We start from the raw sequence: 24,573 nt of genomic DNA, 5'->3' as shown, positions 1-24,573 counted from the left end.
GCAATGGCGCATATCATCGTGGTCGGCAACGAAAAGGGCGGGGCCGGCAAGTCGACCGTGTCGATGCACGTGGCCACTGCCCTGTCCCGGATGGGGCACAAGGTCAGCGCGCTTGATCTGGACCTGCGCCAGCGCACATTTGGCCGTTATGTCGAGAACCGCGAGGCCTTTGTCACCTCGTCCGAGCTTGACCTGCCCACCCCGGATGTCCACGACCTGCCCGAGATTGATGCAAGCGCATTGAAACCGGGCGAAAACATCTATGATCACCGCCTGTCTGCCGCCGTCGCCACACTTGAACCGGACAATGACTTCATCCTGATCGACTGCCCCGGCTCGCATACCCGCCTGAGCCAAGTGGCGCATTCGCTGGCGGACACACTGATCACGCCGCTCAACGACAGCTTTGTCGATTTCGACCTGCTGGCACGGATCGACGCGAGCGGAGAGAAGATCCTCGGCCCGTCGGTCTATTCCGAAATGGTCTGGAACGCGCGTCAGTTGCGCGCACAGGCGGGCCTCAAACCCATCGACTGGATTGTGGTGCGCAACCGCATGGGCGCCCAGCGCATGGTCAACAAGGAAAAGATGGAGCGGGCAATCAAGATGCTGTCCCAACGCATCGGTTTCCGAATCGCCCCCGGATTTTCCGAGCGGGTGATTTTCCGTGAGCTGTTTCCGCGTGGTCTGACCCTGCTCGACCTCAAGGATATCGGGGTCAAGCAACTCAACATCTCGAACGTGGCCGCCCGTCAGGAACTGCGCGAGTTGATGAAGGCGCTGAGCCTGCCCGGGGTCGAGGTCGACCTTTAGGACAATCCTGTCTCGAACCAATCGAGCATCCGGGTGGACCAACCAGAGGGCGCGCCATGCCCGCCCTTGTGCAGCATCAGCTGGATTTGACCGTCCTGGCAATCCGTCCAGTGACGAAACAACAACTCGCCGTCAAAGCTGTTGCGCTCGGGTTGGCGCGCGTCGCATCCGTTGGTTTCGCGCAAGATCTTGAGCGAGGCCCAAACGTCGCCCTGCACCACAGCCCCGTTGCGAAACGACCGCCCCTCCAGCGGCACAGTCCGATCGTTCCAGCCGTGCGTGTGGAACAGCTTGACTGGGGCCGCGCACTCCTCTGGCAGGTCGTCCCAGAACGCGCCCGCGAGCGGCGCATAGGCGCTGGCAAAGTCGGGCACCTGACAGGCGATGTCCCACACCATCGACCCACCGCGCGAAAATCCAGCCAGCAACACGGGCACATCGTCCAGCCCCGTTTTGCCGCGCACGTCGGCCATCACGTCTTGCAGAAACGCAATGTCGTCCCGTTCGAACACCGACCCGTTCGCCTTGACCGACCAGTTGCGCACAAAGCGCGTGCCCGGATGATACCCATCCGGCGCGACAAACACATAACCGCGCGCCACTGCACCACGCCCTAGCCCCGAATTCAGCAGGCCCCGCGCCTGCGCACCCGCGCCATGCAAATGCACAACGATCCCCTTGGCCGCGTCCGCCGCTGGCATCGCCATGTGATAGGTGCCGCTCTCTACGGTACAGGGGGTGTCGGCATCGCCGCAGGCCTGCGCGCTGGCCGTATGGGATATCGAAAACAATGAAAGGGCGGCAGTCACCGCAACAGAAATCAGGCGCATCACAAATCCTTGGCTGTTGTCAGGGGCGACCGTGCTGCGCGTGCGTCTGTCGTGGCAAGTCACATTCACATGACTGGCCCTCTCCTGCCTAGGATCGACGGCGTGCCAACATGCCAAGCAATGATTTCAGGCGGGTAACCTCTTCTGGCTCCAACCCTTCGACCAGGGCCTCGTCATAGTCGTGCGCGACGCGGCGCAAATCGTCATAGACCCTGCGCCCCGTGGCCGTCAGCGCCAGATGCTCGACCCGCCGGTCGCCCGCATCGCGTTCGCGCACAAGGTAGCGCCGTTCGGCCAGACGTTGCACTGCGCGACTGATCTTGGTCTTGTGCATCTGCGCGCGCGCGGCGATGTCACTGGCCGTCATGCGCCCGTAAATCCCTAAGTGGAACAGCACGCGCCATTCGTTGCGCAACATACCGTACCGGTCTTTGTACACTTTCTGGAAATCCAGGCTCGACGCCTCTGCCGCCTGGTTGAGCAGGTAAGGCAAGAACGCCTGCACATCGAAATCCGGGGCCTTGGCCATGTCCGCACCGCTTGTTAGTTACAAAAACAACTATTACATGAGCAACATCCGCGCAAGGGAGCTGCCCGATGAACCGTCAAACCACGCCGCACGGCATGATTCAGGCCCCGTCCGGCGCGGGCATTACTGCAGGCTACATGCCCGGTTTCGGCAATGATTTCGAAACCGAGGCGCTGCCCGGTGCCCTGCCCGAGGGGATGAACTCGCCGCAGAAATGCAACTACGGCCTCTATGGCGAACAGCTCAGCGGCACACCCTTTACTGCGCCCAGTCATCAGAACGAACGCACGTGGTGCTACCGAATCCGCCCCTCGGTCAAGCATTCGGGCCGCTACAAGGCCATCGACCTGCCCTACTGGAAAACCGCGCCACATGTCGTCGATGACGTCATCAGCCTTGGCCAGTACCGCTGGGATCCGGTGCCCCACGGCAGCGAGGCGCTGACCTGGCTGACGGGGATGCGCACCATGACGACGGCCGGTGACGTGAACACACAGGTGGGCATGGCCACCCACATCTACCTCGTCACCGAGTCGATGCAGGATGCCTATTTCTACTCCGCCGACAGCGAAATGCTGGTTGTTCCGCAAGAGGGGCGGCTGCGGTTCTGCACCGAACTCGGCATCATCGACGTCGCACCCCAGGACATCGCGATCCTGCCGCGCGGCCTCGTCTACCGGGTCGAGGTGCTGGAAGGGCCCGCGCGCGGCTTTGTCTGCGAAAACTACGGGATGAAGTTCGAACTGCCAGGCCGTGGCCCTATCGGCGCTAACTGCATGGCCAACCCGCGCGACTTCAAGGCCCCCGTGGCCGCGTTCGAAGACCGCGAGACGCCCTCGACCCTCACCATCAAATGGTGCGGCCAGTTCCACGACACAGAGATCGGCCATTCTCCGCTGGACGTGGTGGCCTGGCACGGCAACTACGCGCCGGTGAAATACGACCTCAAAACCTACTGCCCGGTCGGCGCAATCCTGTTCGACCACCCCGACCCCTCGATCTTTACCGTGCTTACCGCGCCCTCGGGCGTCGATGGCACCGCAAACATAGATTTCGTCCTGTTTCGAGAGCGTTGGATGGTGGCAGAGGACACGTTCCGCCCACCCTGGTATCACAAGAACATCATGTCCGAGCTGATGGGCAACATCTACGGCCAGTACGATGCCAAGCCGAAAGGGTTCGTGCCCGGCGGCATGTCGCTCCACAACATGATGCTGCCCCATGGGCCGGATAAGGCCGCTTTCGAGGGGGCAAGCAACGCCGCCCTTGAACCGATGAAGCTGGACAATACAATGTCCTTCATGTTCGAAACCCGCTTTCCCCAGCACCTGACGCAGTTCGCCGCGACCGAGGCGCCGCTGCAGGATGACTACATCGACTGCTGGTCCGACATCGAAAAGAAATTCGATGGCACGCCGGGCAAGAAGTGATGGAGTATCTCGGATATCTCGCGGGCGTTTTGCTGGTCCTCCTCTTCGGCTTCATGATTTGGGGCTATTGGCAGAAATTCGTGAACAACCGCCCCGACCGCTATGGCAAGGGACCGGGCCACGAGTTGCGCGGCCCCGAACGCGGCCAATGGGATCGCCCATCGAAATAGTGGCGCGCGCATGATATTCCGGGTCAAGGCGATCACGGCATCGCTGCAACGCGGACCCAACGACTGACACACCCCACCAAGGATCAAAACGACATGCCCCTGCAGCCCTCTTGGGTCACCAGCGCCAATTCTGCTGACACTGATTTCCCGCTCAACAACCTGCCCTATGGGGTGTTTTCAACCGATACGCTTGATGCCCGCTGCGGCGTGGCCATTGGTGACATGATCCTCGACATGGCGGCCGCCGAAGAACAGGGGATCATCGACCTGACGGACGACCCCCTCTTCGATGTCCCCTTCTGGAACGAGTTGATGGAGCAAGGCCCTGCCGTCTGGACTGCCCTGCGCAATCGGCTGACCGCGCTGCTGGCCGAAGAGGCCAGCGACCGCGCGCTGGTCGAACCGCTTCTGGTACCGATGGCAGAGGCCACGTTGCACATGCCGCTGGTGGTGTCCGAGTTCACCGACTTCTACGCAGGCCGCCACCACGCCACCAATGTGGGCACCATGTTCCGGGGCGCGGAAAACGCACTGCCGCCCAACTGGCTCCACATCCCCATCGGGTATAACGGGCGCGCATCGTCGGTGGTCGTGTCCGGCACCGACATCCGCCGTCCCTGGGGCCAGTTGAAATCCCCCGACCACACCGTGCCCGCCTTCCTGCCCTGCCGCCGCTTCGACCTCGAACTGGAAATGGGTGCTATCGTGGGCATGGCCTCTGACGGCCCGATCTCGGTGGATGAGGCGGACTCGGCGATCTTTGGCTACGTCCTGCTGAATGATTGGTCGGCGCGCGATATCCAGGCTTGGGAATACCAGCCGCTCGGACCCTTCCAGGCCAAGGCCACGGCGACCTCCATCAGCGCCTGGATCGTGACCAAGGCAGCGCTCGACCCGTTCCGCGCGCCCACACCCGAACGCGAATTCGAACTGCTGGACCACCTCAAGGACACCGGCCCGATGCTCTATGACATCGACCTGTCCGTCACACTCGCGCCAGAGGGCAAAGAGGCGAGCACGATCGCCAAAACGAACTACACACAGATGTACTACTCCTCTGCACAACAACTCGCGCACCACTCCACCTCGGGCTGCCCGATGAATGTGGGCGACTTGCTCGGCTCCGGCACGATCTCTGGGCCCACAAAACCCGAACGCGGCAGCCTGCTGGAACTCAGCTGGGGCGGCAAGGAACCCCTGACGCTGGACACGGGCGACACGCGCACCTTCCTCGAAGACGGCGACACACTCACCCTGGCCGGTGCTGCGCAGGGGGAAGGGTACAAGATCGGCTTTGGCACCTGCACAGGCACCATCCTGCCCGCACTGAAAGACCCCTATGCGCGCTGATCGTTTCTTCTGACCAGAAATACCACGGGGTCTTGGGCAGCGCCCCAGTCCCAACCCAACCACAAGCACAACAATGAAAAACAAACATGGCCCCACCCGTAGCGACCTCAAATTCCGCCTTGGCTTTTCGCTGATCGGGCTGGCGATGGTGGGTGCGGCGCTGGTCTACCGCGGCATCCCCCAGGGCCCAGGCGGGTGGGAGGCGATAGGCCTCGGCACACTGTTTTTCGGCGGCACCTTTGCATGGTCACTGTGGAAACTGATCAAGGGCGATCCCAGCTAGGGCGCGGCGGCCCAGACCTCTACTTCCACAACGAATTCAGGACGGGTAAAGCCTGACACGATCATCAATGTCGATGTCGGCAACACGTTGCGTCCGGCCAGAAACGCATCCCGCGCCGCCATGTAACCCGCCATATGCCCACGGTCCGTCACAAAGGCGCTGACATGGCAAACGTCCTGCGCGCCCATACCCGCCTCGGCCAGAATGGCGGCGATGTTGGCAAAACAGATGCCTGCCTGCGCCTCGGCCCCATCGGGCACCGTGCCGTCCCCCGCCAGACCCAACTGGCCGGATGTGCGCACGATCCGGTGCCCGGCGGGCACCTCAATCCCGTGGGAATAGCGGGCAAAGGGCGGGGCGATACTGGCAGGGGTCAGGGCTTTCATGCATCAACTCTTGCGCGCACGCGCGAAATTTGAAAGCCTCTGCATACATCTCTGGCACAGATTTTTCGATCTCATAGGGCCGCTGACATCCACTTTCCAAAAAGGGGGAGGACATGGATACGCGACTGCTATGCCTGCGCCACGGGGATGGCCCCATGGACGACCGGATCACTACATGGTGCGGGGCCAACCAGGTTCGCTGCGACGCGCGCCGTGCCTGGCAAGGCGACGATCTGGGCGACATCACCGAAGACCTTGCAGGCGTCGTTGTCTATGGCGGCAACTACAATGCCTATGACACAGGCCTGCATCCGTTCCTGAAAGACGAATACCGGATCATCGACGCCGCGATGCGGGCAGATGTGCCGGTGCTGGGACTGTGCCAGGGCGCGCAGATGATTGCGCACCACATGGGCGCCTTTGCCGGCGCGCCGGATCACGGCAATCACGAATTCGGCTGGTACGAGGTTTCGCCCACCGATCCGGGCCGCGTTATCCTGCCCGAACCGCTGCACTTTGCCCAGGCCCATTTCCACACGTTCGACATCCCCGATGGTGCGCGCCACCTCGCCCGCAGCCCGCTGTTCGAGAACCAGGCCTTTGCCTTTCGCGACAACGTCATGGGCTTTCAATTCCACCCGGAACAAACCATCGCGGGCTTCATGCGCTGGCAAGCACGGGGTGAGGAATGGGGACGCTACGGCGCACCCGGCGTGCAGGACCGCGCCACGCAAACCGCGCTGATGCTGGAACATGACGCCGCACAGGGCGCGTGGTTCACGGCCTTCCTCGACCGCTTTTTCAAAGAGACCGCCTGATGGATATCCTTGTGCCGCTCAGCCTTGTGGCCAACCCCGACGCCTTTGGTGGTGTGGCCACGGGCGATTGCCTGCGCGGCACGCCGGTCATCAAAAACGCCCGCCTCATGCGCCTTGACCCGCTCACGGGTGGGGCTGCGCAGATCGTCCTGCCCCGACTGGTCGAGCCGCATTGCCATCTCGACAAGTGCCACACGATCCACCGGATCGGTCAGGTCGGTGGCGACCTTGCCGCCGCCATCCGACGCCAGATGCAGGACAAGGCCAACTGGAGCGAAGATGACATTCGCACCCGCGCCCATCGCGGTATCGCCGAGGCGCAGGCCAATGGCTGCCGCCACATCCGCACCCATGTCGATTGGAGCGATACGGCCGCCCCGCCGCTCAGTTGGTCGGTCCTGACCGAATGCGCCGAAGAGATGCCCGACCTGCAAAGCGCCGCCCTCACCGGCATTGACCAGTGGGCCGATCCGGCCTTCGCCCGCAGCGTCGGCGATATCCTCGCCCTGACCGGTGGCGTGGCCGGTGCCTTCCTCCTCGCGCACGACCACGTGCAGGATGGTCTGAAAAACATCTTTGACGTCGCCACCCGCCACGGCCTGATGCTGGATTTCCATGTGGACGAAGGGTTGGGCGACTTCAACGGGATCGAGGCGATTGCCGACATGGCCCTTGCGACCAGCTTTGACGGGCCAATCCTGTGCGGCCACGCGGTCAGCCTGATGGATCGCGCGCGCAGCGACTTTGCCCGTATCGCGGACAAGCTGGCCCGCGCGCGCATCGCGGTCTGCACTTTGCCCATCACCAACCTCTATCTGCAGGGGCGGACAGACGGCACACCCGACCGGCGCGGGATCACCCGCCTGCACGAATTGCGGGCAGCAGGCGTGCCCGTGCTGGTCGGCTCGGACAATGTGGCGGATGCCTTTTGCCCTCTTGGCGCGCATGACCCGATGGCCGCACTGGCGCTGGCGTCGGTCACGGCGCACCTCGACCCACCCCTTGGCGATTGGCTGCCCGCAATCACTACCGATGCCAGCGCCGCCTTGGGTCACGCCCCGACACATGTAGACGGCACCCCGCTCAGCGATCTTTTGACGTGCGACGTCACACATACCGCCGACCTTGTCTCGGGCCGCACACCCCTCGTCCCCGCAACACAGGTGCTGACATGACCTCCCTCTCCGGCAAGACCGATATCGACTGGACCGCCTTCGCCGCCGAACTCGCCCCGGTCGAGACCATCACAGAACCCGTGCTGATCAAGAAACGCAGCCGCGATTTCTTTTGGTACTCCCCGATCCTGAACGCAGCCCTCAAACGCTGCTTTGGCGATCTGGTCGCCCGGCCCGAAGATGTCGAGCAGATGCGCCACACCCTCGCCACTGCCTACACCCACGACGCCCCCATCGTGTTGCGCGGGGGCGGCACCGGCAATTACGGGCAGGCGGTGCCGATGGAGGGTGGGCTGATCATCGAGACCACCGCCATGAACCGCGTGCGCGACATCGACGCGGGGTGCGTGCGGGCCGAGGCAGGCGCATTGATGGCCGATATCAATGCCGCCCTTGCGCCGCACGGGGCCGAAATGGCCATGTTCCCCTCGACGCAGGACATCGCGACCGTGGGCGGTTTCGTTGCCGGGGGCAGCGCGGGCATCGGGTCCATCGCCAACGGCGCGCTGCGCGATCCGGGCAACATCATCTCACTGACGGCCATGACGGTCGAGGAGGAGCCGCAGCTGCACACCTTCGACGGAGCGGACGCGCTGCACATCCACCACGCCTGGGGCCTGAATGGGGTGATCACCGATGTGACGCTGCGCACCGTGCCAAAGCGGGACTGGGTGGGGTGCATGGTCACCTATGACAGTTACGAGGCCGCTTTTGCCGCCGGCCTCGCCATCGCGCAGGCGCCGGAGATCGGATGCAAACTGCTGACCACTGTCGATGCCCGCATCTGCGCCTATTTCCCCAAGCTCGAAGGGCACATTCGGGCAGGCAAGCACCTGCTGGTGTCACTTGTCCCAGCCGAAGACACCGATGCATTCCGCACACTGGCCAAGGCCACGGACGGCCATGTCGATCTGATGCTGTCGGATGCAGAGCGTGAGGCGATGGGCCTGCCCCATGTGTTCGACTTCAGCTACAATCACACGACGCTGCAAGTGCTCAAGGCCGACCGCTCTGCCACCTACCAACAGGTGGGCTGCCCGATCCCGCCCGATCCGGCGGCCATTGGCGCGCTGAGGCCCAAGCTGGGCGATGACGTGTGGATGCACCACGAATTTGCCCGTGTCGGCGGGCAGATCGTCACCTTCGATCTGCCGATCATCTGGTTCACCACGCCCGAACGGCTGGCCGAAATCAACGCGACCTACGAGGCCAACGGTTTCCCCGTCTACGATGCCCATACCTGGAACGTGGAAGGAGGCGGGCTGAAACCGGACTACACCCACCTCGCCTGGAAGAAACGGATGGACCCCAAAGGGCTTTTGAATGCGGCCAAATCCAGGTTCTGGGACGAGGTCAAGATGCTGAGCCCCGAAGACATCGAAGCCAAGGGAGCCGAGTAAATGCACACCACACCCCTCACCGACCGCTTTGGCGTCGAAATCCATGGCGTCGACCTGTCCGGCATCGACGCAGCAGGTTATCACCACATCCGCGAGGCGTTTGAAATCCACTCGGCTCTGCTGTTCCGCAACCAGGATATCGACGACGCGGCCCATATCCGGCTGGCCCGGTTCTTTGGCCCGATCGAGGACCGCACCGTCGACGAGCGGCCCAAGGATGCGGCCTTTCGCGTGCCGCAGGTCAGCAATGTGCGCGACGATGGCAGCGTCACGGACGCGGCCGACCTGCACAGCCTGCACCTCAAGGCCAACATGCTCTGGCACACCGACAGCACGTTCATGCCAATACCCGCGCTTGCCAACATCCTGATCGGGCGGGTCGTCACGCAGACGGGCGGGGCAACCGAACTGGCCAGCACACGCGCCGGATGGGCCGACATGCCGGATCGGCTGAAGGCCCGCATTGCGGACAAGGGGCTGTGGCACCGCTACGCGCACAGCCGTGCGCGCATCAGCCCGGAACTGGCCGCGCTGTCGATGTTCCACAAATGGCCCGACCAGCTATGGCGCGCGGTCTGGCGCAATCCGGTCACCGGGGCCGATGCGCTTTACATCGCCAGCCACGCCTTTGCCGTCGACGGCATGGACCCCGCACAAGGGGAAAAGCTGATCGATGATCTCATTGAATGGGTCACCCAGCCTCAATACGTCTATAGCCACCAATGGCAGGTCGGAGATGTCCTGATTTGGGACCAAAGGGCGGTTTTGCACCGCGGGACGGCGTGGAATCACAACGAACCGCGGGTTTTGTCGAGTATTTGTGTATCTGCGACCCCGGAAGATGGGGTTGACGCCATGCGCCTGATCGTTTGAACTTCGGGCGTCCCCCGTGAAGGGGAGGCGAAATAATCGCAGGTCAACTGCAACACCGAATAGGCCGGGCACTCACCCCTGCCGACCATGGGCGCGACAACGCCGTCGCGACACCAACAGAGAGGAAGAACATGAAATTTGTAACCCGCACCGGCAAGCCGCTGCCGAAGTCCATCGTGGATTCGGCCGGCAAAGTCGGCAACGACGCAGTCAACCGCCGCGAATTCCTGGCCCTGGCCAGTGCATTCGGCGCGACCGCAGCCACCGCTTACGGCATGCTGGGGATGGCAGCGCCTGCACAGGCCGCCGGTCACAAGATGGGCGGCACTGTCCGCATCCAGCAAGAGGTCCGCGCACTCAAGGACCCCCGCACCTATGACTGGTCGCAAATCGCGAACGTCTCGCGCGGCTGGCTGGAATACCTGGTCCACTACGAAAACGACGGCACCTTCACCGGCAAACTGCTGGAAAGCTGGGAAATCAACGACGACGCGACCGTGTACACACTGAACGTGCGTCAGGGCGTCAAGTGGAACAACGGCGACGACTTCACCGCCGAAGACGTGGCACGCAACATCGAGATGTGGTGTGACAAGGATGTCGAAGGCAACTCGATGGCGGGCCGTTTCGCGACCCTGATCGACGCCGACACCAACAAGGCTATCGAAGGCGCAATCGAGGTCGTGGACAGCCACACGGTCAAACTGAACCTGCCCGCCTCCGATATCTCGCTGGTCCCTGGCATGGCCGACTATCCGGCGGCCATCGTGCACAGTTCGCACAGCCCCGACGCGATGGTCGATAACCCCATCGGCACCGGCCCCTATCTGCCCGAGACCGTCGAGGTCGGCGTGCGCGCCGTGCTCGTGCGCAACGAGGACCACACCTGGTGGAACGCGGGCAACGGCGCCTACATGGACCGCATCGAATACATCGACTACGGCACCGACCCGTCTGCATTTGTCGCTGCGGCCGAAGCCGAAGAGATCGACATGACCTACTCGATCGAGGGCGAGTTCATCGACATCTTCGACACGCTGGATGGCTGGCAAAACAACGAGATCGTGACAGCCGCGACCATCGTGATCCGCCCCAACCAACTGGCCGAAGTCGACGGCAAGAAGCCCTACGCTGACGCGCGCGTCCGTCAGGCCATCACCATGGCCGTGGACAACGAAGTGCTGCTGGAACTGGGCTATGCCGGGCGCGGCATCCCTGCCGAAAACCACCACGTCGGCCCGATGCACCCTGAATATGCGGAAATCCCCGCGCGCAAGGTGGACCCCGCAGCGGCCAAAGCCCTGATGGACGAAGCCGGCATGGGTGACTTCGAGCACGAGCTGATCTCGATCGACGACGCATGGCGCAAGGACACCACCGACGCGGTGGCGGCCCAATTGCGGGATGCGGGCATCAAGGTCAAGCGGACCATCTTGCCCGGCTCGACCTTCTGGAACGACTGGGCGAAGTACCCGTTCAGCTCGACCAACTGGAACCACCGCCCTCTTGGCGTGCAGATCTGGGCCCTCGCGTATCGTTCGGGCGAGGCATGGAACGAATTCGGCTATTCGAACCCCGAATTTGACGCCCTGCTGGAAAAGGCACTGGCAACAGCCGACGTCGAGGCGCGCCGCGCCCTGATGGCCGAAGGTCAGGCGATGATCCAGGGCGACGGCGTGACCATCCAGCCCTACTGGCGCTCGCTCTACAACCACACCAAGGAAGGTCTGGTGGGCGGCGAACACCACATCTCGTTCGAGATCCGTCCCGAGCAGATCGCCTGGACCTGATCCACACGATCAACACAGCATCAAAGGGGCCGCCACCGCGCGGCCCCTTTTTATGGAAGACCCTGAAACCAAAAGGCTCTGACATGGAAACCGCTTTGCTCACCGCCCAGACCCTCGCAACCGGCCTGATCGCCGCCTGGCTCAGCCTGGGTGTGCGCGACAACATCCTCTATCCGTCCGTCAACGAAACCTACACGGCCGAGGTGATGGAGATGACGCGAATGCGGGCAGAGTATCCCAAGGAGTTCGCCGAGATCGCCCACCGTGCCATCACCAGCCGGACCACCCAGCAATGGGCCTTCCGCCTTGTTGTTGCGGCGGAACTGCTGGCCACGCTCGTTCTCTGGGCCGGGGTCATTGGCTTGCTTATGGCCCTTGTCGGCAGCGCTGCCCTGGATACCGGGCGCAGCATCGCACTGGTGGGGGCGATGATGTTCACCGCTGTTTGGGCCGGGTTCCTGATCGTGGGCAATCACTTCTGCTACTGGTTCTGCCACGAAGGGGCGCAGAACACGCATTATCAGATGACGCTCTGGGGGCTGGGCACGATGATCCTGCTGGCGCTCTGACGTACGGCAGGGTTCAGATCAACCCGATCTTGCCTGCGGGAAAGTGCAAGAGCGCGGCCGCGCCACGCGGGTCTGCGCGTAGCGCCGGGCCCATCAGCGCATGCAGACGCGCCACGAGGATCGGGCCCTCCAGTTCTTGCCGCTCCAACTGGGCGAAACGCGCCTCTTCGCAGATCAGATCCTCGATCAACGGGTCCACAACCGCACCGCCCCCGCCGGGATAGCGATAATAGCCCCACCCGACCTTCTTGCCCAAACGCCCCTCTGCAACCATGCGGGCCAGCACCGGGATCGGCTCGGACCCTGCGCGCGCGGCAAACACGGCGTCAAGGCCGACAAGGTCCTGCGCCTCGCAGGGGCCAATGCCATAGCCCCAGTCGGTCAATGCCTCATCCAGTTCCCAGGGGTTCGTGTGTTCGATCATCAACCGCTCGCAGGCCAGCCAGAACGCATCCTGCAAAGGGGCTATGGCCGTGGTCATGTCAGGCCGATGCTTTCCAGAAACCTGTTCTTGGCAATGGCCGCCAGCAATTCGTTGACCGAAGTCTGCACCGGTTTGGACGATGTGTTGACCTGCGCATGCGCCTTTTCATAAAGCGGCGTGCGGGTGGTCAGGAAAGCCTTGAGTTGGTCCATCGCCTCGGGGTTCCCCGCCATTGGGCGCAAATCGCCCTGCGCACGTACCCGCGCCATATGCTCGGCCGGGCTGGTGCTAATCCACACCGTGTGAAACCGTTCCAGCACCTGCGCATAGGTTACGGGCTCTTCCACGATGCCGCCTGCAACCGCCAGGATCAGCTTGTCGTGACGCTCCACAACGCGGGCGATCGCCTGCGCCTCGAAGCCACGATAACCCTCCTGACCATAAAGCGCCATGACCTCGGCCAGGGGCATGCCCGCCTCGGCCTCGATCTCATCATTCAATTCGACAAAGGGCATGCGCAGCTTTTCCGCCGCGATCCGCCCTAACGTGGACTTTCCCGCCCCCCGCAAACCTACAAGGCATATACGCTGCGCCCGCAAGGCGCCCGGGTTTTCGGGTGCCAGCAAGGCTCGCACGCGACCCTGCAAAGCGGCAGGCGCGGCCTGATACAGCTGCGCCACGCGGGACACGTCACCGGGCAAAGGCGGGCGCTCGCTCAACAAATCCTCCACCCGCAAGTTCAGGGCCGAGGCGACGCGATCCAGCAATATGACTGATATGTTGCCTTCTCCCGCCTCGATCTGGGCAAGGTAACGTGGCGACACGCCGGACATTTCGGACAGCGCGCGGCGCGGCAGACCTTGGGCGGTGCGTGCTGCACGTACGCGCGACGCAAGGCGCTCGATCAGCGGTATGGAGTCACTTGGGATGGGCCTGGGTGAAGTCATGCGCACTTTTTACTTGTCTTATCAACCAGTTTTAGCGCGCATGCAGCCCGGTTCAATAGTTCAAACGTCGCGAATGTGCGGTTCGATGATCTGGCGCAGCTCTGGCGGGGCGCGCTGGCTCGTGAATTGGTCCGCAATGATGAAGACGCAAGTGAACGTCCCCTCGAAACACAAGACGCCGTCCTGACGGCCCAAAACCGTGAAAGTCACCGACTTGTCGCCCAGCCGACTGGGCCACACCTCGCACATCAATCGATGGCGTGGGGTGACGGGGCTGCGAAAGTCCATGCTCAGATGGACAAAGGGGGTGCCGATATTGCGGTCGAGTTCCAGCTGATACCAACCGTCCCCGCCCAGATGCGCCTCCCACCAGGCGTTGATCGCGTCCAGCGCAAACCACGGCAGACGGGCAGTGTAGGCAATGCGCGCAGGGTCGCAGTCACCCCAGGTGACGCGGATTTCGTGGACAAAGGGTGCGCTCACTCAGGCCGCCTCGGCCGCCTGCAACTGCTCCATGATGCCCGCCACCCAAGGCAGGGCGATGTCCTCGGGCATCTCGAAACCCGAAGCATCGTGCAAACCGCGCTCGCCAATCATCACAGCCTTCTGCGCGATCAACATCTGGCTGAGTTTGAGAGAACCGTGGTTGAACGTCTCGGAAAACACCTGATCGCCCAGCCCGAACATGGCAAAGCGAATGCCGCTCAGGTCCGGCGCATCCGCCTTCAGCGCCTCCTCAAAAGGCAGCGCGGTCGAGGGCAGATCGCCATTCCCGTAGGTAGACGTGACGAAGATGTAGAACGTGTCCTTGTCCAGCGCGCTTGGGTCCACATCAGCGAGGCTGTCGATATGGCAGTCGTATCCTGCCCCCAACTCCGCCTCGATATCCTCGCACAGCATTTCCGAATTTCCGGTCTCGGACCCGTAGTACAAACCAATCTTCATCTCATTACTCCCCTCAGTGCCGCGTCACCGGCAAGGCACCCGCCTTGTACTGGCGGCACATTTCGTCCTGCTCATCCCGCGTCAGCATCATGTAAAGCGCCAGGCACATCCCGCTGCACCCATCGCAGTCCAGCACACAAAACGGGCGCTTGCTAGGCCCGGAACCGGTTGTCACTGTCGAACGCTCAATCTGCATTGCCTGTCTCCTCACGCCATGTGCAGTTTGACATACTCGAAATCGCCCGGCTTGTTGTCGATGCCCACGCGGGGCGGCGAAATCCAGCTGGCGAACTTCCCCGGTTCATAGCACGGCTTCATCAACGATTGTATGAACGCGCCATCTTCCTTGGTGGGCAACCACTCGGTCTGGCGGCTGGTCCACTCTTCCTGGCTGATGAAGTCCCCTTCTGGCGTGATCGGCTGACCGGCAAAGATGCCAATTTTACGGTGGAACCCTTCGTGCGGCAGCGCCAGTTCAAACTGGATGCCCGTGCGCGCGATCTGCTTGTTCCAGCGACGCAAACCACCCGATGCATCGCGCACATAGTCATCACGCAAACGCATGTTGATGGCAGTGAGCGCAGGCACATCCTCGGTTACGATCTGGCCATCCTTGATGCTGGCCACGGCGTAAGTGTCACTCTGCAACTTATGATCGTCTTCGATCCGCTGCTCCATATACCGCCCCTTGATGCCCGCGTTGAACGCGTTGGCGGCGTTGGTCGACACCTCTTGCCCGAACAGGTCGAGCGACAGGGTGTAATGCAGGTTCAGCTTTTTCTGGATCGTGGGCAGGTCGATCACGCCCAGATCGCGGATTTTGTCGATGTCGTAAGGATCATCAATGCCATTGGCCTGCATCGCCTCGAGCGTGGCCTGAATGGTGCGGCCCACCCCGGTTTCACCCACGAACATATGGTGCGCTTCCTCGGTCAGCATGAAGCGGCAAGTGCGCGACAGCGGGTCAAAGCCGGACTGCGCCAGCGATTCCAGCTGCATCTTGCCATCGCGGTCGGTGAAATAGGTGAACATGAAAAAAGACAGCCAGTCGGGTGTCTCCTCGTTGAAGGCCCCCAGCATACGCGGCGCCTCCTCACTCCCGGACGAGCGGACAAGCATGTCATCCGCTTCCTCGCGACCATCCTTGCCGAAGTATTTTTGCAGCAGATAGACCATCGCCCAGAGGTGCCGCCCCTCTTCCACATTCACCTGAAACAGGTTGCGCATGTCATAAAGGCTGGGGGCGGTGAGGCCGAGAAAGCGCTGTTGTTCGACCGACCCCGGCTCGGTGTCGCCCTGGATCACGATCAGGCGCTTGAGCATGTTGCGGTACTCACCCGGCACTTCCTGCCAGGCTGGCTCGCCATAATGCTCGCCCATGGGAATGCGCCGGTCCTCGACCGCGGGTGCCAGCAAGACGCCCCAGCGGTATTCGGGCATCTTCACATAGTCGAACTTGGCCCAGCCCTTTGGGTCTACGCTCACGGCAGTGCGCAGATAGACCATGCTTTCCTGAAAGTTCTGTGGGATCAGGTCATTCCACCAGTTGATGTAGCCGGGGTGCCATTTCTCCAGCGCCTTCAGCACCTTGCGATCCTCGCTCAGGCCCACATTGTTCGGGATCTGGCTGTCATAGCTTACGTTGATCAAGTCCATCGTCATCTCCTCCAAAGCGGGATCGCAAAATTAAGTAATTTTGCGGCCAGATTTTTTCTTAAAAATCTGGTGCCCTGTTACACACGTTCCATGTCGTAATTGCCGCGCACGCCGGTGCCATACCGCTGCAGCGCGCCTTCTGCCCCAACCGCATTGGGACGATTGAAAATCCAGTTCTGCCAAGCAGTGAGACGCCCGAAAATCCGCGTCTCCATCGTTTCGGGGCCGGCAAAGCGCAGGTTCGCCTCCATCCCCGTCATGGCATCCGGAGAGAAACTGGCCCGCTCCTCGAGGAAGATGCGGATTTCATCCTCCCAATCGATGTCGTCCAGGATCATGGTGACAAGGCCCAACTCATCCGCCTCTTCGGCCTCCAGCGCCTCACCCACATGGGCGTGCAGCGCATCGGCGATCCCGTCCGCGCCGTAAAACCGAGTCTGCAAACGGGTCAGCCCATTGCCCATCGGGTAGCTGCCAAAGTTGCCTTCGCTCAAGGTCACGACGGCCAGAGGCCGATTGTCGCCCTCGAATTCGTCTTCCATCATATAGCTGCGGTCCACAGCCCACAGCAGTTCCGCCAGCACCCCGGCGAAACAACTGCCATGTTCCACCAGAGCGACCAGCGAGCGCGAGGTCACATCGACCCGCTTCAACACCCGCTTCCAGTATTGCCGTATCTCACGCGCCAACCAGTGGTCCGAGCCAAGCACCGCCGCCTCATGGGCCAACACCGCCTGCGGGTCACCCTGCGTGCGGATCACCCAGACGCCCAGTTCCACCTCGTTCAGCCGCAGATGCAGCACTGCGTCGTCAAACTCGCGCGCAAGGCGCAGCATGTAGGATTGATCACCTTCCGCCGCCAACGCGGCTCCATCGGCGGGGGCAGGCCCGTCCGGACCCTTGATCGTGATTTCCGCGCGGCGCGCTGCGCGATCAACACTCACCTCGACCAGCGAATATGTCACCGACCCATCTTCGGAAATCACGCGATCCAACGGGCCCAATGCGATCCCCTTTGACACGTCCGGCTTGGCAGATGCCGCCGCAAACTCCGCTGCCCGCGCCGCCACGACCTCATCGAACTTGGAATTTGGCACCGCCTCATCCACCAGCTTCCACTTGACCGCGCGCTTGCCCTTGACCCCCTCTTCGGTCGAGCAAAACACGTCCGCCAGATCCCGGCGCACATGGCGTTTGTCCGTCACACGGGTCAGCCCACCCGTGCCCGGCAACACCGCCAGCAACGGCACCTCGGGCAAAGAGACAGAGGACGAGGAATCGTCCGTCAGCATGATGTGATTGCAGGCCAGCGCCAATTCGTACCCGCCACCGGCACAGGCCCCTTTGACAGCGGCGATGTATTTCTGACCGCTCTCCGCCTCGGCTGCCTCGAACGCATTGCGCGTCTCGTTCGTGAACTTGCAAAAGTTCACCTTGTGGGAATGCGCCGCGCCGCCCAGCATGCGGATGTTCGCGCCCGCGCAAAACACCTTGTCCTTGGCCGAGCGCATGACGACCACTTTCACCTCCGGGTGTTCAAAGCGCATGCGCTGCACCACGTCGGCCAGTTCAATATCCACACCCAGATCGTAGGAGTTGAGCTTGAGCTGGTAGCCATCGAACAGCCCGCCATCCTCGTCCACATCCATGAACAGGTTAGCCACAGGCCCGTCATACTCGACCCGCCAATGGCGGTATTGCGTCGGGTCGGTTTGGAAATCGATCACATGGGCCATGAATCAGATACGCCTTACATCTGGCAAAGTAGCAGTATGCTACATTGCTACCGGGCTATTTTGCAGCTTACGGCACCTGGAATGCCAATTTCATGCACTTTAGTACATACTTCAGACCAAACCCGGTTCATCCTCAAAGGCACGTAACCGCGCACAAAACCCGGCAACGGCCTTGGTCACAACCGCCTCTGCCTCGTGATGCGGCGCATGGCCCGCACCTTCGACAATCAGCTTCTCGACGGGGGAATAGGCGCGCTCCTCCGCTTCGTGCACCTGGGCCAGGGTGCCGTAAGGATCGTCCGACCCTTGCACGATCAACGCAGGCACCCGCCAGTGATCAATGCAATCGCCCACGTTCCAGTCAGCAAACCCAGGGTCTGTCCACGCATCATGCCAGCCGTAAAAGGCCACATCAGGATGATCGTGATGCCGTGCGAGCCGCACCTTCAAATCCCCGTCGCGATAGGCCGCTCCCGCCGCGCGAATGGCCGCGAGACCCTCGGCTTCGGCAATGAAATGCGGCGCGATCAGGATCAACCCGCGCACCCGCATATCCGACACCGACCCGGCATAAAGGCCCGCAATGGTCGCCCCATCCGAATGACCCAGCAAAATCGCCGATTGCACCCCAGCCGCGTCCAGCATCGGGCCCAGAACATCCACCGCCTCACGTGTCATGTAGTCCAACGGGCGCGGCAAAGGCGCAGGCGAGGACCGCCCGTACCCAGCGCGCGAATAGGCCAGCACGCCCATGCCCGTTGCCTCCGCCAACCTGGCAGGCCAGTCGCGCCACAGACCAACCGATCCCAACCCTTCGTGCAGCATGAACAAGGTCGGCGCAACACCCGGCGGAGGCCCCCAGCACCCATACTCCAGAGTATGCCCTTCGACCGAAACCGTGCCTGCTGCCCACTCCATCATGCATCCTCACGCAGTTTGAACCGCTGTATCTTGCCCGTCGCCGTCTTGGGCAGGCTCTCGACGCATTCGATCCAGCGGGGGTACTTCCACTTGCCGATGCGGTCCTTCACATGGTCGCGCAGCGCGTCTTCCAGCGTGTCCGGGCGCGTGCCATTCACCACGACGAAGGCCTTGGGCTTTTCCAGCCCGTCCCCGTCCCGCTTGGCCACCACGGCACATTCCAGCACAGCACCATGGCTCGAAATCGCCTGCTCCACCTCGAACGGGCTGACCCAGATACCAGACACCTTGAACATGTCATCCGTGCGCCCGCAATACACATACCGCCCATCAGCGCGACGTTCGTACTTGTCACCTGTGCGCGTCCATACGCCCTCGAATGTTTTGCGGGTCTTCTCCCGCTTGTTCCAGTATCCCCCTGCGGCAGAGGCCCCATTGACCAGTAACTCGCCCACCTCATCCACGCCGACCTCTGCTCCCGCCTCATCGACCAGACGCACGTCATAGCCAGGCACGGGCACGCCAGAGGTGCCGTAAACCACATTGTCCGGCGCATTGCTGAGGAAAATGTGCAGCATCTCGGTTGATCCGACGCCGTCCAGAATATGCGCGCCCATCAAACCGTGCCAGCGCGCGCCCACTTCCTCAGGCAGCGCCTCGCCTGCCGAAATGCAGATGCGCAGCGGCACATCCGGCGCGCCCGCCGCCTCCATATGCGCCACCATCGCGGCATAGAGCGTCGGCACACCGCAAAACACTGATGGCCGTTCGCCGCGCAGAATGTCCACAATTCCGTCCGGCGTTGGCCGCCCGCCAAAGATCACAACCGTCGCCCCTACCGACATCGGGAACGTCATCGAATTGCCCAGGCCATAGGCAAAAAAGAACTTGGCAGCTGAAAACACCACATCATCTTCGCGCATGCCCAGCACCTGCGCACCATAGGTATCCGCCGTTGCGCGCAGCGCGGAATGCACGTGGGTCACCCCCTTGGGCTGCCCGGTCGAGCCCGAGGAATAGAGCCAGAAGGCCGTCTCGTCATCGCTCGCCTCAAACGCGGGCATAGGGCCGTCGGCAAGCGCCATAAAGGCGTCAAAGCCGATGGTGCCCCACGGGGCGGCGCCGATCACGATCACCGATTTCAGATAGGGGTTGTCGGCGATGACAGGGGCAACGACCTCCCACAACGCATCCGACACGATCAACGTCGTCGCGCGGCTGTCACGCAGGATTGCATCGTAAACCGGGGTCGCCAGCAGCGTGTTCAGCGGCACAGGGATCACCCCGGCCTTCAGCGCACCCCAGAACAGGATGGGAAATTCGATCTGATCGAGCACCAGCATTGCCACCCGTTCCTCGCGCGCCACGCCATGCGCGGCAAAGGCGGCAGCGGCGATCCCCGACATCTCGGCCAGGGCACCATAGGTCAGGCTGCGCCCCGTGCCGACCTCACGAAAGGCAACCTTTTGGCCGCGCCCCTCGTCCACATGGCGATCCACAAAATAGCTGGCTGCGTTGCTCATGCGCCCTCCTCCCAAAAGACACGTAAAGATGCTTTATATTGCGTCCTGCGACATGCCGCCGCAACAATGGCACCGCATCTCGGCAGTTTACTGCAACCCCAACAGCCGCGCCGCGTTGTGCTTCAGGATGTCCGGGCGCACCGCGTCCTTGATGTCGATCCCCTCGAAATCCGCCAGCCAGCGTTCGGGCGCGATCATGGGCCAGTCCGATCCGAACAAAACCTTCTTTTTCAGGATCGAGTTGCAATAGCGCACGAGGATCGGCGGAAAGTATTTCGGGGACCAGCCAGACAGGTCGACATAGACATTCGGCTTGTGCTGCGCGACGGCAAGCGCCTCCTCCTGCCAGGGAAAACTCGGGTGGGCGAGGATGATCTTGAGGTCGGGAAAGTCCACCGCGACATCATCCATATACATCGGGTTCGAATACTTCAGGCGCATCCCGTTGCCCCCCGGCATGCCCGATCCCACGCCCGTCTGCCCGGTGTGAAACAACGCAATGCCGCCCTCTGCCTCGATCGCCTCGTAAAGTGCGTAGGCCATGCGGTCATTGGGATAGAACCCTTGCATGGTCGGGTGAAACTTGAACCCCTTGATGCCAAACTCGCGCATCAACCGACGCGCCTCGCGCACCCCCATCTTGCCCTTCCACGGATCAATCGACGCAAAGGGGATCAGCACATCGCTGTTTTCCGCCGCAATCTCCGCGACTTCCTCATTGGCATAGCGGCGATACCCCGTCTCGCGCTCTGCATCGACGGGAAAGATCACGGCGGCGATGTTCTGCGCCCGGTAATGCACCGCCGTCTCGGGCACGGTGGGCGGGTGTTTCCATGGCGCGCGAAAATACTCCGCCATGGTCGATTGCAACTCGTCATAGCCGTCATCGCCGTGACACCCGCAGGGTTCTTCGGCATGCGTGTGGATGTCGATCGCACGTACCTTGTCCAGATCAATCATGGTACGATGCTCGCCGGGTCATTGTCGTCATATAGCCGCTCCACTAGATCTGCCCGCCGCTCAAGCAGCCGGGCAAAATTGATGTTCCCCTTGGCCGTCATCTCACCCGCACCCATGTCAGGCGGATCGGCCAGCACCAGCGCACGCGTCACGACACGGGCCGACCCGCTGGTTTGCATATTTTGCATTTCAATACGCTTTCGTATGTTCGCAGATGCTGCGCAGCATAGCGCTGCCCCATCCCGTGTACCGTCGCTCGCCTCGGGCCCCGGAACGATCAAAATTCCAACCTCATCCCGGCCGTGCCCGCACACGATCACATCCTGCGCCAGTGCCCCCAACAGCGCCAGCATCTCAAGGCGCAACTGCGCGGCTTGCACCCATGTCCCCGTGCTCAGCTTGAAGTCTTCGGACAACCGCCCATCAAAGCGCAAACCCCGATTGATATCCCTAGGATCGACAAACCGCATCGCATCTCCGGTGATGAAAAACCCCTCATCATCAAAGACTTCAGCCGTTTTCCGCGGATTGTCGTGATATCGGGCAAAGATACTGTTCCCCTTCACTCGCACATCCATCCGTCCCGCGCCGTCATCGACCAGCTTCACCGTGACACCCGTCATCGGCACACCGACAATGCCCGCCCCATGCGCCGGTTCATGCTGCAGCAGCGCCGCAGGCGCAGTCTCGGTCAACCCCCAGCTGGACGTAATCAGCGGCATCCGCCCCGCTGTGTTCAAAGCCATACGCTCTAGTATTCTCCACGTTTCTTGTGGCAGGGACGCACCTGCATAAAAGATCATGTCGAGGTCGCGAAAATACGTCTCTCGCAGGTCCGCATCCGCCTCCATCGCGCGCACCAGTTGCGCAAAGCCCACTGGCACGTTGAAGGATATCGTGCCCGAGACTTTGCCCAAGTTCTCCACCGTCCGCGGGAACAGGGCAGGCAACGGCTTGCCATCATCAATGTAGAGCGTTCCGCCATTGGCCAGCACGAGGTTAAAGTTATGCGAGCCGCCAAATACGTGATTCCACGGCAGCCAATCGACCAGCACAGGCGGGCGCGCCGCGACAAAGGGCAGACCGTCGCGGATTTGCGCCTGATTGGTGGTCATCATGCCATGGGTCGTCTCGACTGCCTTCGGGTTCGAAGTGGACCCGGAGGTCAGCAACAGCTTGGCAACCGTGTCCGGCCCCACTGCTGCATGGGCCGCATCTACGTCGCCGTCCCCATGCAAGGCATCAAACGCCACTGCCCCAGACCCATCCAAAACCGAACAGACCGCTGGGCACCCACACAGGGCCAAAGCGTCGCCATAGGCGGCCTCATCCGCCGCATAGACCAGCGCGGGCTTCACCAGATCAACCACATATCGCAACCGCCCATGCGCCGCCGGGATCAGGCTGTACTGCTCGGCCACAGGGACGGTCACCAGCCCCACATACTGAGCAGCCAGCGACAACAGCGCGTGATCCACAGAATTGCCGGACAGGATCAGGATCGGACCATCCAGTTCGCGCGCCAGCAGGCCTGCCGCGACAGTGCGTACCCGCTCCCTCGCCTCGCCATACGATAGAGTCCGCCACCCCTCGCCGGACCGCTCCGCCAGGAACACACGCTCCGGCGCGGCCTCTGCCCAACGGTCCAGCCACACGCCCGTCGAAGTATCCACCGCCGACATCTCATAGCCCGAGCGCAACAGGATCGTCCCGTCCGCCCGATCCTCCCGCACCACCTTGTGCGGACGCAGACCCAGATGCTCGGTCATGCGCGCCCCTCGATCCGCGCCAGCGCCTTCTTCACGGCGGTAATCTCGACCTCGCGCAACCCCTCCAGCATCCGCCGGTCATGGGCCCGCACCGCCGCGCGTGCCTTGTCATAGGTCCGCCGCCCCGCAATCGTGCATTGCAGCGCATAGGCCCGCCGATCCGTGGCGGACGGGGCGCGCGTGACCCAGCCAGCTTCTTCCAATTGATCGACATAAACCACCACATTGGCCCGCTCGACCGAAAGGGCCGCCGCCAACTGGCTTGGGCGCAGCCCCGGATTTTCAACGATCAGCGCCAGCGCGGAATAGGTCAGCATGCGCAGGCCCATCGGCTCCAACGTCGCGGTCAGATCGGCCTGAAGCACGTTGAACGCGCGCTTCATGTTGTAGCCGACAAAATCGCGCAGGCACGCATCCGACACGGCCGATACATTATGATCAGGCGCCGCACGGGCCATCAGCGAAACCTCGGTGCGCGCTTGTCGAGGAATGCGGCCAACCCCTCGACCGCATCGGGCGAGGTCTGCGCCAGCGCGGCCGCCATGCTCTCAACAAACAGGCCATCCTGGCGCGACATGTCGGCAATGCGCGCAATCCCCTGGATCATCATGTAATTGCTCAGCGGTGCGTTCCCGGCGATCTGGCGGGCCACCTCGAGTGCCCGGGGCAGCGCCTCGCCCGCCCCCACGGCGTAATGCGCAAGCCCCAGCGCGACGGCCTCATCTGTTCCGTACTTCCGACCGGTCAGCATCATTTCGGTCATGCGATCCGGGCCAAGAATACGGCCCACCCGCACTGTCGCCCCACCTCCGACAAAGATGCCGCGGCGCCCCTCGGGCAGTTGAAAGATGCAGTCCGGTTCGGCAATGCGCACATGGGTCGAGGTCGCCAGTTCCAGCCCCCCGCCAATCACCGCACCTGTCAGGGCCGACACAACCGGCAGGCCGCTGCCCTGCACCCGGTCCATCACCGCGTGCCAACCACGCGAATGATGCAGCGTGCCCTCGGCATCGCGCGCCACGTGCTCGCTCAGGTCCAGCCCCGCGCAGTAATGGCCACCCGCACCGGTGATCACCGCCGCCCGAACACCATCCGGAGGCGTACGGAAGAACCCGTCGATCTCGGACAGCAGACCATCGGACATCGCGTTGCGCTTATCCGGTCTGTTCAGGGTCAGAACGGCAATCGTGTCCTGCACATCGATCAGCAAATCGGGCATCTGCACCCCTTTGGTTATAACTCATAACTATCCAAGCACGACTCGGCCAAAGCGCGC

General features: G+C 62.4%; 27 protein-coding genes. 11 read left to right on the top strand and 16 right to left on the bottom strand.

Annotation, left to right across the window (positions count from 1 at the left end; all coding sequences use genetic code 11):
* Positions 1–3: 3 nt before the first annotated feature.
* Positions 4–813: a division plane positioning ATPase MipZ gene (locus ACMHLQ_RS15180; RefSeq protein ID WP_415401553.1), complete on the top strand. Its 810-nt coding sequence runs from the start codon at positions 4–6 to the stop codon at positions 811–813.
* On the opposite strand, the gene ACMHLQ_RS15175 is transcribed toward ACMHLQ_RS15180, so the two are convergent.
* Together ACMHLQ_RS15175 and ACMHLQ_RS15170 are read right to left on the bottom strand one after the other, a co-directional pair.
* Positions 810–1,643: an alpha/beta hydrolase family esterase gene (locus ACMHLQ_RS15175; RefSeq protein WP_415401552.1), complete on the bottom strand. Its 834-nt coding sequence runs from the start codon at positions 1,641–1,643 to the stop codon at positions 810–812. The genes ACMHLQ_RS15180 and ACMHLQ_RS15175 overlap by 4 nt on opposite strands.
* Positions 1,644–1,731: 88 nt before the next feature.
* Entirely contained in the window at positions 1,732–2,172 is a 441-nt protein-coding gene (locus ACMHLQ_RS15170; RefSeq protein WP_415401551.1) for a MarR family winged helix-turn-helix transcriptional regulator, read from the bottom strand.
* Between the two features lie 68 nt (positions 2,173–2,240).
* On the opposite strand from ACMHLQ_RS15170, the gene hmgA reads away from it, so the two are divergent.
* The 4 genes from hmgA to ACMHLQ_RS15150 all read left to right on the top strand — a co-directional run bounded on the left by hmgA (position 2,241) and on the right by ACMHLQ_RS15150 (position 5,405).
* Positions 2,241–3,602, top strand: coding sequence for a homogentisate 1,2-dioxygenase (gene hmgA, locus ACMHLQ_RS15165; RefSeq protein ID WP_415401550.1), 1,362 nt, complete (start codon positions 2,241–2,243; stop codon positions 3,600–3,602).
* A complete protein-coding gene (locus tag ACMHLQ_RS15160) occupies positions 3,602–3,772 on the top strand; it encodes a hypothetical protein (protein WP_415401549.1) in 171 nt (56 codons plus the stop codon). The genes hmgA and ACMHLQ_RS15160 overlap by 1 nt, the downstream gene beginning before the upstream one ends.
* 93 nt (positions 3,773–3,865) lie before the next feature.
* Entirely contained in the window at positions 3,866–5,122 is a 1,257-nt protein-coding gene (gene fahA, locus ACMHLQ_RS15155) for a fumarylacetoacetase (protein ID WP_415401548.1), read from the top strand.
* Positions 5,123–5,195: 73 nt separating this feature from the next.
* Positions 5,196–5,405 (top strand): hypothetical protein, encoded by a 210-nt coding sequence (locus ACMHLQ_RS15150; RefSeq protein WP_415401546.1) that lies wholly within the window; start codon positions 5,196–5,198, stop codon positions 5,403–5,405.
* Here the strand turns inward: ACMHLQ_RS15150 and ACMHLQ_RS15145 are convergent.
* Entirely contained in the window at positions 5,402–5,791 is a 390-nt protein-coding gene (locus ACMHLQ_RS15145; protein ID WP_415401545.1) for a RidA family protein, read from the bottom strand. The two genes, ACMHLQ_RS15150 and ACMHLQ_RS15145, sit on opposite strands and share 4 nt — an antisense overlap.
* A 113-nt stretch (positions 5,792–5,904) precedes the next feature.
* On the opposite strand from ACMHLQ_RS15145, the gene ACMHLQ_RS15140 reads away from it, so the two are divergent.
* From ACMHLQ_RS15140 to ACMHLQ_RS15115, 6 genes are all read left to right on the top strand, one after another.
* Positions 5,905–6,609, top strand: a complete 705-nt coding sequence (locus ACMHLQ_RS15140; protein WP_415401544.1) for a glutamine amidotransferase-related protein — start codon at positions 5,905–5,907, stop codon at positions 6,607–6,609.
* Entirely contained in the window at positions 6,609–7,784 is a 1,176-nt protein-coding gene (locus tag ACMHLQ_RS15135) for an amidohydrolase family protein (RefSeq protein WP_415401542.1), read from the top strand. Before ACMHLQ_RS15140 ends, ACMHLQ_RS15135 begins: the two co-directional genes overlap by 1 nt.
* Positions 7,781–9,184: an FAD-binding oxidoreductase gene (locus ACMHLQ_RS15130; protein WP_415401541.1), complete on the top strand. Its 1,404-nt coding sequence runs from the start codon at positions 7,781–7,783 to the stop codon at positions 9,182–9,184. Before ACMHLQ_RS15135 ends, ACMHLQ_RS15130 begins: the two co-directional genes overlap by 4 nt.
* The gene (locus ACMHLQ_RS15125; protein ID WP_415401540.1) at positions 9,185–10,057 is read left to right on the top strand and encodes a TauD/TfdA dioxygenase family protein; all 873 of its coding nucleotides are present in this window, start codon (positions 9,185–9,187) and stop codon (positions 10,055–10,057) included.
* A gap of 131 nt (positions 10,058–10,188) precedes the next feature.
* A complete protein-coding gene (locus ACMHLQ_RS15120) occupies positions 10,189–11,847 on the top strand; it encodes an ABC transporter substrate-binding protein (RefSeq protein ID WP_415401539.1) in 1,659 nt (552 codons plus the stop codon).
* 83 nt (positions 11,848–11,930) lie between these two features.
* Positions 11,931–12,416 (top strand): DUF2165 domain-containing protein, encoded by a 486-nt coding sequence (locus ACMHLQ_RS15115; RefSeq protein WP_415401538.1) that lies wholly within the window; start codon positions 11,931–11,933, stop codon positions 12,414–12,416.
* Positions 12,417–12,429: 13 nt separating this feature from the next.
* Here the strand turns inward: ACMHLQ_RS15115 and ACMHLQ_RS15110 are convergent, their stop codons facing one another.
* The 13 genes from ACMHLQ_RS15110 to ACMHLQ_RS15050 all read right to left on the bottom strand — a co-directional run bounded on the left by ACMHLQ_RS15110 (position 12,430) and on the right by ACMHLQ_RS15050 (position 24,516).
* A complete protein-coding gene (locus ACMHLQ_RS15110) occupies positions 12,430–12,897 on the bottom strand; it encodes a 3-hydroxyacyl-CoA dehydrogenase family protein (protein ID WP_415401537.1) in 468 nt (155 codons plus the stop codon).
* Complete coding sequence (locus ACMHLQ_RS15105) at positions 12,894–13,787, bottom strand: helix-turn-helix transcriptional regulator (RefSeq protein WP_415401536.1); 894 nt, start codon at positions 13,785–13,787, stop codon at positions 12,894–12,896. Before ACMHLQ_RS15105 ends, ACMHLQ_RS15110 begins: the two co-directional genes overlap by 4 nt.
* 60 nt (positions 13,788–13,847) lie before the next feature.
* Complete coding sequence (locus ACMHLQ_RS15100; RefSeq protein ID WP_415401535.1) at positions 13,848–14,270, bottom strand: acyl-CoA thioesterase; 423 nt, start codon at positions 14,268–14,270, stop codon at positions 13,848–13,850.
* The gene (locus tag ACMHLQ_RS15095) at positions 14,271–14,732 is read right to left on the bottom strand and encodes a flavodoxin domain-containing protein (protein ID WP_415401534.1); all 462 of its coding nucleotides are present in this window, start codon (positions 14,730–14,732) and stop codon (positions 14,271–14,273) included. It lies immediately after the preceding gene.
* Between the two features lie 13 nt (positions 14,733–14,745).
* Positions 14,746–14,928, bottom strand: coding sequence for a hypothetical protein (locus ACMHLQ_RS15090; RefSeq protein ID WP_415401533.1), 183 nt, complete (start codon positions 14,926–14,928; stop codon positions 14,746–14,748).
* An 11-nt stretch (positions 14,929–14,939) separates the two neighbouring features.
* Positions 14,940–16,388, bottom strand: coding sequence for a benzoyl-CoA 2,3-epoxidase subunit BoxB (boxB, locus tag ACMHLQ_RS15085; protein ID WP_415401532.1), 1,449 nt, complete (start codon positions 16,386–16,388; stop codon positions 14,940–14,942).
* Between the two features lie 77 nt (positions 16,389–16,465).
* The gene (boxC, locus tag ACMHLQ_RS15080) at positions 16,466–18,124 is read right to left on the bottom strand and encodes a 2,3-epoxybenzoyl-CoA dihydrolase (protein WP_415401531.1); all 1,659 of its coding nucleotides are present in this window, start codon (positions 18,122–18,124) and stop codon (positions 16,466–16,468) included.
* Between the two features lie 111 nt (positions 18,125–18,235).
* The gene (locus ACMHLQ_RS15075) at positions 18,236–19,042 is read right to left on the bottom strand and encodes an alpha/beta fold hydrolase (protein WP_415401530.1); all 807 of its coding nucleotides are present in this window, start codon (positions 19,040–19,042) and stop codon (positions 18,236–18,238) included.
* Positions 19,042–20,568 carry a benzoate-CoA ligase family protein gene (locus ACMHLQ_RS15070; RefSeq protein ID WP_415401529.1) on the bottom strand — a complete coding sequence of 509 codons (1,527 nt, stop codon included), beginning with the start codon at positions 20,566–20,568 and terminating at the stop codon, positions 19,042–19,044. Before ACMHLQ_RS15070 ends, ACMHLQ_RS15075 begins: the two co-directional genes overlap by 1 nt.
* 87 nt (positions 20,569–20,655) lie before the next feature.
* Positions 20,656–21,528, bottom strand: coding sequence for an amidohydrolase family protein (locus ACMHLQ_RS15065; RefSeq protein WP_415401528.1), 873 nt, complete (start codon positions 21,526–21,528; stop codon positions 20,656–20,658).
* Complete coding sequence (locus tag ACMHLQ_RS15060; RefSeq protein ID WP_415401526.1) at positions 21,525–23,297, bottom strand: feruloyl-CoA synthase; 1,773 nt, start codon at positions 23,295–23,297, stop codon at positions 21,525–21,527. The genes ACMHLQ_RS15065 and ACMHLQ_RS15060 overlap by 4 nt, the downstream gene beginning before the upstream one ends.
* A complete protein-coding gene (locus ACMHLQ_RS15055; protein ID WP_415401525.1) occupies positions 23,294–23,755 on the bottom strand; it encodes a MarR family winged helix-turn-helix transcriptional regulator in 462 nt (153 codons plus the stop codon). Before ACMHLQ_RS15055 ends, ACMHLQ_RS15060 begins: the two co-directional genes overlap by 4 nt.
* Positions 23,755–24,516 carry a crotonase/enoyl-CoA hydratase family protein gene (locus ACMHLQ_RS15050; protein WP_415401524.1) on the bottom strand — a complete coding sequence of 254 codons (762 nt, stop codon included), beginning with the start codon at positions 24,514–24,516 and terminating at the stop codon, positions 23,755–23,757. Before ACMHLQ_RS15050 ends, ACMHLQ_RS15055 begins: the two co-directional genes overlap by 1 nt.
* Positions 24,517–24,573 lie beyond the last annotated feature (57 nt).

Source organism: Tateyamaria algicola, assembly GCF_047715485.1.
GTDB lineage: Bacteria > Pseudomonadota > Alphaproteobacteria > Rhodobacterales > Rhodobacteraceae > Tateyamaria.
The sequence above is the reverse complement of the archived record's forward strand: the minus strand, read 5'-3'. Positions and strand labels throughout refer to the sequence as shown.